This window comes from Agrobacterium vacciniicorymbosi (assembly GCF_040427045.1).
In the GTDB taxonomy this organism is placed as follows: Bacteria; Pseudomonadota; Alphaproteobacteria; order Rhizobiales; family Rhizobiaceae; genus Agrobacterium.
On sequence record NZ_JBETMF010000013.1, the window covers coordinates 109,069 to 123,907 of the forward strand.

The following is a 14,839-nucleotide window of genomic DNA, read 5'->3' on the forward strand; positions in this document are numbered from 1 at the left end:
AGGATCAACCGAGGGCCTGACTGGCCAATGCAAATGTTTGAGGGGCGAAATTTTGAGCGGTGGTGTTTTCTCGCGGTTTTGCATCCCGCACCATGGCGATACCGCCGCCGACATGGGACAGACCAAGGTCCGTCAGCCACGGCGCAAGGCCGGTTTGTTCGCTTGTGTCGACGCGGAGAAAACGTCCGTCTCTTCCAGCAAACAAAAACGAAAGCAGCATTTTGGCATCTGCGGCATTTTCTGCCACGACAGGTCCGGCGACCTCACCACGCCCAAAGTTGCGAAGCGCGCCGAAGCCGGAAATGCGGCCGCCACGACGAATGACGGCAAGGCGGCCATATTCGGCCAAGTAGCCAAGAAGATTGTGGCGATCCATGCCGCAGGCTGCGCGATCAAGGCTCAGGCATTCCGACAAATCTTGCGCCCCCGCCCACTCCACACTGTCACCTGGCTGAACGGAGGACACGTTTCCCTGGTGCTGGACGATGCGGTGGGTCTCGCGAAAACCGAGCTTTTCATAGAGCGGCAATCCGTCCTGCGTGGCCACAAGCCTGCATTCGCGCCCGCGCGCTTCGTTGAGCGCAAAATCCATCAAACGCTTGCCGATGCCGAGCCCACGCATGGTTTCATCGACGATGACCATGTTGATGGTCGCGACATCATCGCCATAGAGCGTTGCCATGGCTGTTCCGAGAACGCGGCCCTGGTGCACGGCGGCGACGCCTTTGCTGAGTGCTAGGCCCATGGCCCAATCTTCGATCCGGTGCGGCCATTGCGCCTGTTGCGAAAGCGCCAGCGCACCCTCCAGATGGTCGGGCGTGAATTCAACGAGATCGATCTGGCTCGCCAGCATGGCGTATTCCCTCGCGGCATGTTTGCTTTCTTCATTGATAGCCCTTGGCGCAAAGAAGATCGTCCTGACCTCAGCGTTGGTTCGATCAGTTTGCGCTGTCTGTGGCGGTGGCTGCCGCATCTTATGCTGCGGCGACGGCTGATGGTCTGGAGGATCGCCCTGACGAGACGAGTTTGCGCAACTCTCTGCCAAAGCGCCGCATCTTTACGCAACAATCTGCTTCGCTTCAGGGTGATTGCGGTGACCGCAGCCGAATTCCAGCAACTACTATGGTGTCATAAAGAGCGCAGCCCTAAGGCCAATCCAGAGGACAGAACGACATGACCCAGTTTCGCCCCAAGTACATCACCTTCGATTGCTACGGTACGCTGACCAACTTCCAGATGGCCGAGGCAGCGCAGACGCTTTACGGCGACCAGCTAGATGCCGAACAGATGGCGCAGTTCATCAAGAATTTTGCGGCCTACCGGCTGGATGAAATTCTGGGAGACTGGAAGCCTTATAATGAAGTCATTCACAACGCCGTAGAGCGCGCCTGCCGCAAGAATGGCGTGACCTTCAAGGATGAAGACGGTCGCTTTGTTTACGAGCAGGTGCCGAGCTGGGGTCCGCACGCGGATGTTCCCGCCGGTCTGTCCAAAGTGGCCAAGGAAATTCCGCTGGTCATTCTGTCCAACGCCATGAACGAGCAGATCATGCACAATGTGGAAAAGCTGGGCGCGCCATTCCATGCGGTTTACACCGCGCAGCAAGCCAATGCCTATAAGCCGCGCTTCAAGGCATTCGAATATATGTTCGATATGCTGGGCTGCAGCCCGGAAGACATTCTCCACGTCTCCTCGTCGTTCCGCTACGATCTCATGTCCGCACATGATCTTGGTATCAAGAACAAGGTCTGGGTTAACAGAGGCCATGAACCGGCCAACCCCTATTATGGCTATACGGAAATCAAGGATATCTCTGGTCTCGCTGGTGTCGTCGGGCTTTAACGCAGTAAACAAGGGGAATGAGGACGATGCAGTTCAAATCCTACTGGCACGACACCGCCCCCGTCTTTACCTCTGCGGCGACGGGACAGGTGGAAGGCACGTTCGATGTCGCCATTATCGGCGGCGGCTTTACCGGCCTGTCCGCCGCGCGCAGTCTGGCCAAGGGTGGCGCGAAAGTGGTGGTGCTGGAAGCGCAGCATGTCGGCTTTGGCGGCTCCGGCCGCAATGGTGGGCATCTGAACAACGGCATCGCTCACAGTTTCATCTCTGCAAAGGAACATTTGGGTGTGGAGCGTGCCAGCGCGCTCTACCGCGCCTACGATGCGTCAGTCGATACGATCGAGGCGATCGTTGCCGAAGAGGGCATCGATTGCAGCTTCCGCCGTGCCGGCAAGCTGAAACTGGCATCGAAGCCCGCCCATATGGATGCGATTGCGAGGAATTTCGAGGTTGTCCATCGCGAGATCGATCCCGATACCGAACTTCTTTCCAAGGCCGATCTAAAAACGGAAATCGGTTCGGATGACTTCCATGGCGCGATGCTGTCGAAGAAAAGCGGCATGATGCATATGGGCCGTTTCGTGCATGGCATCGCGGAAGCCTGCGTGCGCCACGGCGTGACTATTTTCGAAAAGGCACCCGTGACGGATCGCAGCGAAAATGGCGGCGTTCATCGGCTGACAACGCCGCGCGGTTTTGTCGAAGCGCACAATGTCGTCGTTGCCACCAATGCCTATACATCCGGCCCGTTCGATTATTTCAAGCGCCGCATTATTCCGGTCGGCAGCTTCATCGTGGCGACACGACCGCTTAGCGATTCCGAAGTGGCATCCGTCATGCCCGGCAATCGCACCTGCGTTACATCCATGAATATCGGCAACTACTTCCGCCTGTCGCCGGATAACCGGCTGATCTTCGGTGGGCGCGCGCGCTTCTCCGCAACATCGGATGCGCGCTCAGATGCGAAAAGCGGTGAAATTCTAAGGAGCGGCCTTGCCGAGATGTTCCCGCAGTTGCGTGGCGTCGATATCGACTATTGCTGGGGCGGTCTTGTCGGCATGACCAGCGACCGCTTCCCGCGCGCAGGCGAAGTCGAAGGCCTGAACTTTGCCATGGGCTATTCCGGCCACGGCGCACAGATGTCTATCCATATGGGAACGCTGATTGCCGATAAGCTGCTGGGCAAGCCGGATCGCAATCCGCTGAAAGGTCTGGATTGGAACGCCGTGCCCGGCTATTCCGGCAAGCCCTGGTTCCTGCCTGTGGTCGGCTTCTATTACAAGATGCTCGACAAGTTTCAGTGAAAGTAAAAGGCCCGCAACGATCACGCTGCGGGCCTCTTCGTTTCAGTTCAGGCCGCCGATATGGAAGGCCTTGGTCTCAAGATATTCCTCGATACCGCACTGCGCACCCTCACGGCCAAGGCCGGATTGCTTGACGCCGCCGAAGGGTGCGACTTCCATGGAAACGGAACCGGTGTTGAGCCCGACCATGCCAAACTCTAGCGCTTCCCCCACGCGCCAGGACCGCTTCAGGCTTTCCGTGTAGAAATAGGCTGCAAGGCCAAAGGGTGTGCCATTGGCAATAGCAATCGCTTCTTCTTCGGTTTCGAAGCGGAAGAGCGGGGCGACAGGCCCGAAGGTTTCCTCACCGGCCAGCAGCATGTCTGTCGTGGCGCCACCCAACACGATGGGTGCCGTGAATTGATCGCCCGCAGGCAATGTCGGTCGCTTGGACAGGATTTCGGCACCCTTGGAGAGTGCGTCTTCAACATGGCGGTTGATCTTGTCGATGGCGGCGGCGTTGATCATCGGACCAATGGTGACGCCAGCTTCCGTGCCCGGCCCGACGGTCATGGCGGAAACCTTTGCGGACAGCTTGGCTGCGAAGGCATCGTAAACGCCTGACTGTACCAGAATGCGGTTGGAGCAGACGCAGGTCTGGCCGCCATTGCGGAACTTGGACGCAATCGCACCTTCGACAGCGAGATCAATATCAGCATCGTCAAACACGATGAAAGGCGCGTTGCCGCCAAGCTCGAGGCTTAGGCGCTTGATGCTGTCTGCGGCACCTCGCATCAGCAACGAGCCGACGCGCGTAGAGCCGGTGAAGGAAATCTTGCGCACCGTCTCATTGGACAGCAATTCGTTGCCGATGTCCGTTGGCATGCCGGTGACGATGTTGATGACACCTGCCGGAATGCCCGCCCGCTCTGCCAGCACACCCAGAGCCAGCGCCGAATAGGGCGTGAATTCGGAAGGCTTGATCACGACGGTGCATCCGGCGGCAAGCGCTGGTGCCACCTTGCGGGTAATCATCGCATTGGGGAAATTCCACGGCGTGATGATGCCGCAGACGCCAACCGCTTCTTTCAGGATGACGATGCGGCGGTCTGTCGTGGGGGATGGAATGGTGTGGCCGTTGATGCGCCGGGCTTCCTCGGCAAACCATTTGACGAAGGATGCGCCGTAGCGGATTTCACCCTTGCCCTCGCTTAGCGGCTTTCCCTGTTCCATGGTCAAAAGCAGCCCGAGGTCGTCCTCGTGCTCGATCATCAGCGCATACCACTTTTCCAGAAGTGCTGCCCGCTCTGCATGGGTTCTGGCCTTCCACGGCTCGAAGGCCTTGGCCGCGGCATCGATAGCCGCGCGGGTTTCGTCCCCGCCCATATCCGGGACGGTTCCCAGCACCTTTTGCGTGGCGGGATCGATCACATCGACAGTCTTGCCCGACGCTGCGTTCAGCCATTTACCGCCAATCAAACCTTGCTGCTGAAACAGGCCCTGATCTTTAAGAGCATTCATTCCATTTTCTCCCTCTAAGCCAATGCGCTCAGCACGGCTGCGGTAATCACGTCGGTTTTGTCCTTGCCGGGCACGGTTCCAACACCCTTGGCGGTGGCCGCCTCGATGGCCGAGATAATATCGGCGGCAGCTTGTTTTTCGCCGAGATGATCGAGCATCATCGCGCCCGACCAGATGGCTGCGATGGGATTGGCAATGCCGAGATGGGCGATATCGGGTGCCGAGCCATGCACGGGCTCGAACATCGAGGGTGACGAGCGATCAGGGTTGATGTTGGCCGAGGCCGCAAAGCCCAGCCCGCCCTGAATGGCGGCACCCAGATCGGTCAGAATATCGCCGAAAAGGTTGGAGGCCACGACGACATCCAGTGTTTCCGGTGCCATGACCATGCGCGCCGCCATAGCGTCGATATGATAGTTCGTCACCTCCACGTCAGGATATTCGGCAGCGATTTTTGCCGTCATCTCGTCCCAGAAGACCATGGAATATTTCTGGGCATTTGACTTGGTGATAGACGCCAGTTTCTTGCGACGGGAGCGTGCCTGCTCGAAGCCGAAGCGCAGGATGCGCTCTACGCCCGTGCGGGTAAAGATCGAGGTTTCCACGGCCACTTCATCCGGCGTGCCGACATGGACCCGGCCACCCGCACCGGAATATTCACCCTCCGTGTTTTCACGGATGCAGAGAATATCGAAGGCGTCCTTCTTCAACGGCCCTTCGACACCCGGCAGCAGGCGGTGGGGGCGGATATTGGCATATTGGACGAATGCCTTGCGGATCGGCAGCAACAACCCGTGCAGAGAAACGGAATCCGGCACCTCGGCCGGCCAACCTACGGCACCCAACAGGATGGCATCGAAACCACGCAGGGTTTCTATTCCATCCGCTGGCATCATCGCGCCGGTTTCCTTGTAGAAGGCGCAAGACCACGGGAATGTTGTCTCGCTCAGCGTGAAGCTGCCCTGCTTTTTGGCCGCTGCCTGCAACACGGCCCAGGTAGCATCGATAACAGCAGTGCCGATGCCGTCACCGGGAATGAGTGCGATGGAATGATTTTTCATATGCAATATCCGCCTTAGAGATCGATAAGAACGCTTTTGGATTTCCGGTTCGCCATATAGGCCTCGCGCCCCAGATCCTTGCCAATGCCGGAACTTTTGTAGCCGCCGGTTGGCAGAATGTGATCGCGAGAGCGGCCATAACGATTGACCCAGATCGTACCCGCTTGCAACTTTCGGGTCACGCGGATGGCACGCGAAAGATCACGCGTGAAGACGCCTGCTGCCAGTCCGTATGTCGGATGGTCGGCCAGGGCGAGCGCTTCGTCCTCATCCTGGAATGTCTGCAACGTCAGAACCGGCCCGAAGATTTCCTCTGTCACGGCAGGGGAATCCTGCGTGACGTTGCCAAGCAAAGTCGGGGCGTAGAAATAGCCGTCGCGATCCATGATCTGCCCACCCGTCAGGCACTCGGCACCCGCGCCGATGGCCGCGCGTACGATGGCGTCGATGCGTTCGATCTGCTTTTGCGAAATGATGGGGCTATATTGAGTTTTCTCATCCCATGTTGGCCCGGTCTCGACGCGGCGCATGATGGTGGTGATCGCAGCAATCAGTTCCTCTGCGATCTCCTTGGCGAGGATGAGGCGTGAGCCCGCCACACAGGCCTGACCCGCATTGGAGATGATGCTCTGTGCCACGGCCTTCGCAGTCCGCTCGATATCGGCATCGGCAAAGACCACTTGCGGGCTCTTGCCGCCAAGTTCCAGCGTCATCGGTTTGATGCCGGTGCGCGCGATATTCTGCATGATAGCGGCACCGGCGGCGGTGGAGCCGGTGAAGCTGACCTTCGATATATCCGCATGGCCCGTAACCGCATTGCCGGTGACCATGCCATCGCCCAGAACGATATTGATGAGCCCGGCCGGAATGCCCGCTTCCACCGAAAGCTCGGCAATGCGCAGCGTTGAAAACGGCGTCATTTCGGACGGTTTCAGCACCACGGCATTGCCTGCCGCCAAGGCCGGGCCCAGCTTCCAGCCCGCCATCGACAGCGGAAAATTCCACGGTGTGATGGCACCGACGACACCGTAGGGTTCGGTCATGATCATGCCGAGGCTGGCGTCGGAGGTGGGAACGAGATCGCTGCCTTCCTTGTCGGCGAATTCGGCGAAGAAGCGGATTTGCTCGGCGGTGACGGCGATGTCGCCAGCGACCAGATGCCCGACGGGGCGGGTGGATGACACCGCTTCCAGCTTTGCCAGATATTCCGCGTCCTGTTCGATCAAATCCGCCCAGCGTTGCATGGCGCTGACACGGTCACGCGGGCGCACACCACCCCAATTGCTGGCTTTGAGCGCTGTTTTGGCGGTCTGAACGGCCTGATCCACAAGATCGGCACTGGCGACCGGGCAATCGCCGAATGCCACGCCATCCGAAGGGCGGTGCATGGCAATGCCCTCGCTGGCATCCACTTTCTCACCACCGATGAAGTGATAATGCGGCAGTAAAATCGTGTCTGGATCGAAGCTGAGCGTCATCGCCTTGCCGCCTTTATGCCGGGTCCGTCACGGTCACGTAGATTTTGCGAACCGTCTCGATGGTGCGCCAGATGCCGACGAAGCCGGGCTTCATCATGAAGCTGTCGCCTGCGCGATAGGTGACGGTGTCGCCATCTTTTTCTTCCAGCTCGATAACGCCGGAGATGATGTGGCAGAACTCGTAAGTCGTGCCTTTGATGGAATGGGTTTCGCCGGGTGTCGCTTCCCAGATGCCGGTGTGAACGGTGCCATCGCGGCAATCGTCCAGCGCCCATGTTTTGAAGGATGGATTGCCGGCAATGAGCCGTTCAGGTGTAGGCAACGCTTCTTTCGGCGTCGTCTGCGGGTTGGTATCGATACGGGTGATGAGCGACATGGAATGTCCTTTCTGTGCTGTTCAGTAGCCGCGGCTGCGGTCGATGAGGCCGATGGGGTCGAGGCCGTTTGTGTGGCGGCGGATATTGTCGACAACGGCCTTCGCTGCCGTTTCCGGCTGTGTGACGGAGGCGATGTGCGGGGTGATGATGACGCCGGGGTGCTGCCACAGCGGGTGGTCAGCAGGCAGCGGTTCAGGGTCGGTCACATCAAGCACCGCCCCGGACAGATGGCCGCTGTTGAGCGCGTCTATCAGAGCGGACTGATCGAGCTGCGGCCCACGCCCGGCATGAATGAGGGCCGCACCAGCGGGCAGCTTTGCGAGGAGTTCATCGTTCAGAAAGCCGCGCGTCTCCGACGTCAGCGGCAGCAGGCAGATGAGGATGTCTGTCTGCGCCAGAAAGCCATCGAGCTGATCTGCGCCATGATGGCAGGTCACGCCATCGATGGTATGTGCGCTGCGGCTCCAGCCAGAGAGCGGAAAGCCGAAGGGTTTCAGCCGCTCCAGAACCGCCTTGCCGAGATGGCCGAGACCCAGCACGCCAACGCGCCTCTCATGCGCCTGTTTTACCGGCAGCGCTTTCCATTCGGCTTTCGCCTGCTGTGCAAGATAATCGGGCAGGCGACGGTGGAGTGCCAGAACGCCGAGCGTCACGTATTCCTGCATCATTCTGATGATGCCGTCTTCCACCATGCGCACCAGTTTGACATGGGCTGGCAGGACCGATGTATCGAACTGGTCGATACCGGCGCCGATGGAAAACAGGATTTCCAGATTTTTATAGCGCGCAAGGTCGGCAGGGGCCGTCCAGGTGATGAGATAGCGCACGCTATCGGGATCGACGGAGGCCGGGTCGGAGGCAAAGGGCACCTCTGGCAGCTCCTGCGCAAAGTGCTCGGCGAAGATTTTCGCGCGTGCTGCGTCGGAATTGAACAGAAATGTCATGCGCCAGCCCTCGTCTTTCAGTCACGTAAAGTTGGCGTATTTCAAACGGCAGGATGCACTGAAGCGGCAATGGATCGCAGCACATCTGACCGATTTGGCCGCATCAGGCGCTCAATCGCGTTCCAAGCTCACGCAGCATGTTGTGGCAGGCGGAGAGTTCATCGCGGGTAATGAACTCGTTTGCCTTGTGCGCGCGTGCGATATCACCGGGACCGCAGATAATGCTGTCGATGCAGGCGGCCTGATAAAGCCCGGCTTCGGTGCCGTAACTGACGGCAGCCAATGGCTCGATGCCGGTCAGGTCTCGCATGAGAGCGGTTAGAGGTGCACTTGCTGCGAGTGAAAGGGCCGGGTATTCACTCAAGGTATCGAAGCTGACGTCGAAACCATCCGCTTGCAACGCTGCTGTCGCCTTGCGCAGTGGTTCGAGCAGGCTGGCGGGCGAGACGCCGGAAATTGCCCTTGCCTCGATATCAACGACGCAGAGATCGGGAATGATGTTGACGGCTTGCCCGCCCTTGATAGTGCCGACCTGAAGCGAGGAGTAGGGTGGCTCGAAATTGCTGTCGAAAGGGCCATGCGTCAACGCATTGGCGGCATTCACAGCGCTTGTGAGTATCTCAGTCATCGCATGGATGGCGTTCAGGCCAAGATAGGGTCGCGAGGAATGGCCGGAACGTCCCCGGACAGTGATCCGTGCCGCTGCCTTGCCCTTATGGGCGCGAATGGCACGCAAGCCGCTTGGTTCGCCGACGATGCACATGTCCGGAAGTGCGCACAGCGTTGGGATGAGTTCGATAAGATGCGGCACACCCTTGCAACCGGCTTCCTCATCGTACGAAAAGGCAAAGTGGATGGGCCGCTTCAAGGGCATTGTCGCAAATTCCGGCAGGGCGGCCAGTGCGCAGGCCAGAAAGCCTTTCATGTCGCTGGTGCCGCGTCCATAGAGTCTGTCGCCATCGGCACGCAGGGAAAACGGGTCGCTCAACCAGTCCGCTTCGCCTGCCGGAACGACATCCATGTGACCAGATAAAATGACGCCCGGCACATCGCGTGGACCGATGGTTGCGAAGAGATTGGCGCGATCCCCTTCCGGGCCGATTGCTGTCGTGACATGCGCACCATGGCTTTGCGCGTAATCGGCAATCCAGGCAACGATATCGGCGTTGGACGTGCCTACCACCGAGGCGAAAGAAACCAAGCGTTCCAGGATGTCTTGTGCCGTCATGATCGCCTCTCATCGTTTTCGCCAAAATAAGGCCTGCTCGCTCCAATTTCCGCCAAAACGACGCTCGTTTCAGCTTAAACTGCTGAAACTGCGCCGGATTCGAGTGAAATATTTGCTGGGGATCGCTTAAAGCTTGAAAACGGGTTTTAGAATCCGGGCAGACGGAAGAGGCAGGTTCGCCATGGCGAGAAACCTGCGAGGGGGGCGCTGTGGCCAATCATGACACCATACAGCTGGAAACCTTTGAGCTGACGCTTCAGGACATTGCCGATGTCGACATCGAAAAGCTGCATGCCTTGTCCATCGGCGTTGGCTGGCCGCACCGGCCCAAGGACTGGCAGATGCTGCTGGAAAACGGCAGGGGCGTGGTAGCTGTGGACGCCATAGGACGGCTGGCGGGCTCTGCCATGTGGTTCGATTTCGGCGCGGCCTTTTCTACCATCGGCATGGTCATCATCCCGCCCCGGCTTCAGGCGCGGGGGGCTGGAAGCTGGATGATGCTGCATGTGATGCAGCAGGCCGGCAAACGACGGTTCGGCCTCAACGCCACACGCGCGGCAAAGCGGCTCTATCAATCCATGGGCTTTACGATTGAAAAGACGGTGTTCCAGTGTCAGGGCGAAGCAACACCCATTGCGGCACCAGTTGTTTCCGGTGGTGCGGAGTTGAGGGCTCTGACACCCGGCGATGTCGATGCCATTCTCGCGCTCGATGAGAAAGCATTCGGCGCCAATCGTGCGACGCTGTTCGACGCCTTGCTACCCGTCTCCCAAGGGCTGGTGCTTGTGCGCGGCCAGCGCATCGAAGCCTTCTCGCTGTGTCGTCGTTTCGGGCGTGGCGCGCTGATCGGTCCGGTCGTCGCGTCGAACGAAGAGGATGCAATCGCAGTCACCCATCCACATGTCGTGGAGCATGCGGGTAACTTCCTGCGACTTGATACGCGCGAGGAAAGCGGCGCTTTCGCGCATTATCTCGCACAATCGGGCTTGGCCGTATTCGACACAGTCACCACCATGTCGCTCGACGGGCGCTGGATGCCGGGTCAGGACGAGGAGGAGGCATTGCGGCCAAAAACCTGGGCGCTTGCCAGCCAAGCGTTCGGTTGATCATTTCGGCAAAGGCTGACGCCGGTCCGGCGTCGTCCTTGCACCCTTGAATTAAGGCCCGTCGCAGACCGGTGCCTGTCCCGTCACAACCTCACCCACCTCGACGCTATAGGCGCGGAAGCCCTGCGCATCGAGCGTGATGATGCGGTAGCACGGATTGCCGCTGGTCCAGAACGGTGTGGGGCTGGTCAGATCAGTGATGAAGCGATGCGCGCAGGCCTGACCCGAGCTGAAGGCGATGCCTTCCGCGCTGGTGCCTGCCAGTGGCACATGGATGTGGCCGAAGACGATGTGCCGGACGCGGCCCTTATGCGCAGCGAGGACACGCATCATAGCACCATCATCATGCATGCCGATCTTGTCGAAATGGGCGATGCCGCAATCCATCGGCGGATGGTGGATGAAGACGGTGACGGGCTTGTCGCCAGCGCCCGCTAGCGCATCTGCGAGGAAGGCCAGCCGGTCGTCATCAAAAATACCGCCGATTACGCCAGCCTCGTGACTATCGAGGAAGATCAGCCGTCCGAAATCGGTATCGAGATAAGACTGGATATAGCCTTTGCTATCGCGGGGATGGTCGGGAAAGGCTGCGATGAAGTTGCCCCGGTCATCATGGTTGCCGAGCATCAGGCGAACATCGAAGGGTGCCGGGGCCAGAATATCGCGCAGGATGTCGTAGGCTTCCGGATCACCGTAATTGCAAAGGTCGCCGGTCATAACAAGCAGATCAGTATCCGCATGTTTGGCCAGGATATCGGCCATGGTCGCGCGCAGATGCTTTTCGGGATCGACGCCGTTGACGGACTGACCGGACAGCATGAGGTGCGTATCGGTGATCTGGATGATTTTCATGATGGGGATTTCCGGCATTGAAACTGGCCGCGAAGTGAAACTCCGCGGCCGTGGGTGATTTAGCTGATGGTTACTTCATCAGGCCGTTGGTCTGCTCGACGATCTGCTTCAGACCGTCTTCCGGCGTCACTTCGCCGCGCATGACGGTGCCGATGATATCGCGCTGTGTGCGCCAGATGCGGACGGAATCACCACCCGGATAACCGGCCCATGGCAGCGAGCGCTCAGCCTGCAAGGAAGCAGTTTTCACATTCGGATGCTCGGCATAGTAAGGCGCCAGGAAGTCTGGACCAGTGGCCAGCTTGTTGGTTGGCAGGTAGCCGGTGATGCGAACGATGACGTTCTGCGCTTCCGGGCCGGTGATCCACTTGAGATACTTCCAGGCTGCATCCTGCTTGGCCTTGTCCTGCGTCAGCATGACAGCCGAGTTGCCGCCCGTGGGTACGCCACCCTTTTCCGGATTGTCGAGCGGGAAGGTCGAGGTCTTCAGCTCGAAGCGGTTGCCGACCAGTCCTTCCACGGTCTGCACATGGGCAGGCGTGGAGAAGATGAAGCCTGTGAGACCTGCGCCGAACTGCTGACGGGACTGGTCCCAATCGAGAAGGTTCTGGCCACCTTCGGTGACGAAGCGGCGCGTCAGCTTAAGGGCATTGAGGCCGATTTCATTGTTGAAGGCCACGGTCTTGGTGGCTTCGTCCACCAGCTTGCCGCCCTGCTGGAAGATCAGCGCCTGCCACAACCAGTCATCCGGCCACAGGTTGATGTCATAGCCCATGCCGGCGATCTTGCTGTCCTGCTGGTGGATTTTGTTGGCGAGCGCAATCAGGCCATCGAATGTCTTCGGCATGTTGTCTGGGTCGCCACCGGCTTTGCGCACCAGTTCGGCGTTGATGTAGATGATCGGCGAGGAAGCGTTGACCGGAAGACCGTACTGCTTGCCATCGATCTTGCCGAGAGCCGCCATGTTTGGCGTATAGTTCTTGTCGAGAAACGTCTGACCGCCTTCTGCCTCGATGAAGGGAGCCAGATCCGTGATCTGGTTGCGCGGCGCAAGCGTGTGCACCAGTTCCGCCGTCAGATTGTAACCGGAGAAGTAGACGTCCGGCAGATTGCCGGTGACGGCAGCGCGGAGCACCTGCTGCTGGCCTTCATTGTAGCCCGGTGCCGGAGCCAGAAAGTTGATCTTGATATCCGGATTTTTCTTCATGAATTCATCGGCCAGCGGCTGATGGAATTTGGTGAAGCCCGGCAGGTTGTAAAGCACGTTGAGCGTTATATCGGCAGCAAAGCTTGGCGTAGAAACGCCAGCGAGAGCGAGGCTGAGGGCCAGGCCGCCAAGAGCGGTCCGTCGGTTGATTTTCATGTCGGTCTCCAGAGAGTTCGGTTGGGGAGGAGGAGAGGGAAGTTACTTCACGCCGGTCATGGTGATGCCCGCGATGAAATGTCGTCTGGCCAGCAGGAAGCAGATGACCATGGGTGCCGTGATGATTGTTGCGCCCGCCATCAGCGCACCGTAATTCGCGCCGGATTCGACATCCGAGAAGAACAGCATGCCAAGTGGGGGCGGGGCCAGATTGGTATCGGTAACGACGATCATCGGCCAGTAAAGGTCGTTCCAATGCGCCACGAGCGAGAAAACGGAAAAGGCGGCCAGCGAAGGCAGCGACCCGCGCAGCACCAGCCGCCAGCAGATTTCCAGCTCTGAAAACCCGTCCATGCGTGCCGCCTCGATGATTTCATCGGGGTAACTGCGAAACGACTGGTTGAAGAGAAAGATGGCAAAGACGGAAAGCAGGAACGGCATCATCATCGCGAAATAGGTGTTCAGCAGTTGCGCCTTTGCCAGACCAACGAATAGCGGCAGTGCCAGCGCCTGGATGGGTACGCAGAGCGCGGCAATCACCAGTGTCAGCAGCAGCTTGCGACCGGGAAAACGCAGTTTCGCCAGGGCATAAGCCGCCGGAACAGCGGTCAAAACCTGCACGATCAGAATGCCGAAACAGACAATGACGCCGTTCATCATGAAACGCAGCATAGGCACCTGACTGGCGGCGCGCGTGTAATTATCCACCGCATCAAAATTCTGCGGGATCGGCCAGAGCGACACGCTGAAGATTTCCGCAGGGGAGCGGATCGAGGTCAGGAACATCCAGTAGAACGGCAGGAGCATCACGAATGCGCCTGCGGTGAGGATGACATGGGGAAGGTATTTGCGAAGCGCGACCATCAGTAATGCACCTTCCGGTCCATATGCAGCGTCTGGCCAATTGACAGAACCAGAACGATGACGAGGAAAATCAGCGTCAGGGCGGCTGCGTAACCGGTGTTGGAATATTCGAAGCCCTCGAGATAAAGCGCAAACAGCAGCACTTCCGATCCGGACCGGCCCTTGGTCAGAACCGCCACCGTCTCGAAAACCTTGAAGGCGGAGATCGAAGTGGTGACGACGACGAACATCGTGGTCGGCCCCAGCATCGGCCATGTGACCTTGAAGAAGCGGTCGAAGGGGTTCTTCGCGCCATCGAGCCGGATCGCCTCATGCAAATCCTTGGGAATGGCCGTCAGCCCAGCCAGAAACAGAACCATGTTGAAGCCTAGCACCTGCCAGATGCCGATGATGGCCATGGTCGGAATGAGCAGTGACGGGTTGGACAGAAAGCCCACGGGCTCGAAACCCATCCATTTGATCGCTGCATTGACGGGACCAAGCGATGGGTGCAGCAGGAACTGAAACACCGTGGCCATGGCCACCAGCGTCGCCGTGACGGGCAGGAAGTAGGCGATTTCCCAGAAAGCACGGCTACGCTTGCGGTTATAAACCAGAAGCGCGATGCCGAGCGCGAGGAACACGCCTGCAGGAATGACGATGACCGCATAAAGAACGGTATTGGCCAAAGCACGCAGAAAGACGGGATCGCTGAATGCCTTCTGGAAATTATGGAGGCCGATGAATTTCGTCGATAGCGCGCCGAGTTGATAGTCGGTGACCGAGAAGACGGCGAGGACGATCATCGGGATGATATAGATCGCCAACAGCAGCAGAACTGCGGGAAAGACGAACAGAATGCCGCGCCATGCCATGCGCCGCGCCGTCGATGATCTTTGCGACCTCGTCTCGGAAGCAGTCTCTGTGATCGGGGTGGCCAT

At 58.9% G+C, this 14,839-nt stretch carries 14 protein-coding genes; 3 read left to right on the forward strand and 11 right to left on the reverse strand.

Annotated features, from left to right (window positions below; translation table 11 throughout):
- Nucleotides 1–4: 4 nt before the first annotated feature.
- Nucleotides 5–853 (reverse strand): GNAT family N-acetyltransferase, encoded by an 849-nt coding sequence (locus tag ABUK73_RS19210; protein WP_353578696.1) that lies wholly within the window; start codon nucleotides 851–853, stop codon nucleotides 5–7.
- Nucleotides 854–1,173: 320 nt separating this feature from the next.
- On the opposite strand from ABUK73_RS19210, the gene ABUK73_RS19215 reads away from it, so the two are divergent.
- Both ABUK73_RS19215 and ABUK73_RS19220 read left to right on the forward strand, forming a co-directional pair.
- Nucleotides 1,174–1,842: a haloacid dehalogenase type II gene (locus ABUK73_RS19215; RefSeq protein WP_353578697.1), complete on the forward strand. Its 669-nt coding sequence runs from the start codon at nucleotides 1,174–1,176 to the stop codon at nucleotides 1,840–1,842.
- Between the two features lie 26 nt (nucleotides 1,843–1,868).
- Nucleotides 1,869–3,146 (forward strand): NAD(P)/FAD-dependent oxidoreductase, encoded by a 1,278-nt coding sequence (locus ABUK73_RS19220; protein WP_353578698.1) that lies wholly within the window; start codon nucleotides 1,869–1,871, stop codon nucleotides 3,144–3,146.
- Between the two features lie 42 nt (nucleotides 3,147–3,188).
- Here the strand turns inward: ABUK73_RS19220 and ABUK73_RS19225 are convergent, their stop codons facing one another.
- From ABUK73_RS19225 to argE, 6 genes are all read right to left on the reverse strand, one after another.
- Nucleotides 3,189–4,646, reverse strand: coding sequence for an NAD-dependent succinate-semialdehyde dehydrogenase (locus ABUK73_RS19225; protein WP_353578699.1), 1,458 nt, complete (start codon nucleotides 4,644–4,646; stop codon nucleotides 3,189–3,191).
- Between the two features lie 14 nt (nucleotides 4,647–4,660).
- The gene (locus tag ABUK73_RS19230) at nucleotides 4,661–5,707 is read right to left on the reverse strand and encodes a tartrate dehydrogenase (protein WP_353578700.1); all 1,047 of its coding nucleotides are present in this window, start codon (nucleotides 5,705–5,707) and stop codon (nucleotides 4,661–4,663) included.
- Nucleotides 5,708–5,721: 14 nt separating this feature from the next.
- On the reverse strand, nucleotides 5,722–7,185 hold the full coding sequence (locus ABUK73_RS19235; RefSeq protein ID WP_353578701.1) for an aldehyde dehydrogenase family protein: 1,464 nt from the start codon (nucleotides 7,183–7,185) through the stop codon (nucleotides 5,722–5,724).
- A 13-nt stretch (nucleotides 7,186–7,198) separates the two neighbouring features.
- The gene (locus ABUK73_RS19240; RefSeq protein ID WP_353578702.1) at nucleotides 7,199–7,561 is read right to left on the reverse strand and encodes a cupin domain-containing protein; all 363 of its coding nucleotides are present in this window, start codon (nucleotides 7,559–7,561) and stop codon (nucleotides 7,199–7,201) included.
- Between the two features lie 21 nt (nucleotides 7,562–7,582).
- Nucleotides 7,583–8,506, reverse strand: coding sequence for a 2-hydroxyacid dehydrogenase (locus ABUK73_RS19245; RefSeq protein WP_353578703.1), 924 nt, complete (start codon nucleotides 8,504–8,506; stop codon nucleotides 7,583–7,585).
- Between the two features lie 103 nt (nucleotides 8,507–8,609).
- On the reverse strand, nucleotides 8,610–9,734 hold the full coding sequence (argE, locus tag ABUK73_RS19250; protein WP_353578704.1) for an acetylornithine deacetylase: 1,125 nt from the start codon (nucleotides 9,732–9,734) through the stop codon (nucleotides 8,610–8,612).
- 209 nt (nucleotides 9,735–9,943) lie between these two features.
- Between argE and ABUK73_RS19255 the strand changes: the two genes are divergently transcribed.
- Nucleotides 9,944–10,840: a GNAT family N-acetyltransferase gene (locus ABUK73_RS19255; protein WP_353578705.1), complete on the forward strand. Its 897-nt coding sequence runs from the start codon at nucleotides 9,944–9,946 to the stop codon at nucleotides 10,838–10,840.
- Nucleotides 10,841–10,891: 51 nt separating this feature from the next.
- Here ABUK73_RS19255 and ABUK73_RS19260 read toward each other — a convergent pair whose 3' ends face one another.
- The 4 genes from ABUK73_RS19260 to ABUK73_RS19275 form a co-directional block, all read right to left on the reverse strand.
- Nucleotides 10,892–11,692, reverse strand: coding sequence for a phosphodiesterase (locus ABUK73_RS19260; RefSeq protein WP_353578706.1), 801 nt, complete (start codon nucleotides 11,690–11,692; stop codon nucleotides 10,892–10,894).
- Nucleotides 11,693–11,762: 70 nt separating this feature from the next.
- Complete coding sequence (locus tag ABUK73_RS19265) at nucleotides 11,763–13,055, reverse strand: ABC transporter substrate-binding protein (RefSeq protein ID WP_353578707.1); 1,293 nt, start codon at nucleotides 13,053–13,055, stop codon at nucleotides 11,763–11,765.
- Between the two features lie 42 nt (nucleotides 13,056–13,097).
- Nucleotides 13,098–13,919, reverse strand: a complete 822-nt coding sequence (locus ABUK73_RS19270) for a carbohydrate ABC transporter permease (protein ID WP_353578708.1) — start codon at nucleotides 13,917–13,919, stop codon at nucleotides 13,098–13,100.
- Entirely contained in the window at nucleotides 13,919–14,839 is a 921-nt protein-coding gene (locus tag ABUK73_RS19275) for a carbohydrate ABC transporter permease (protein WP_353578709.1), read from the reverse strand. Before ABUK73_RS19275 ends, ABUK73_RS19270 begins: the two co-directional genes overlap by 1 nt.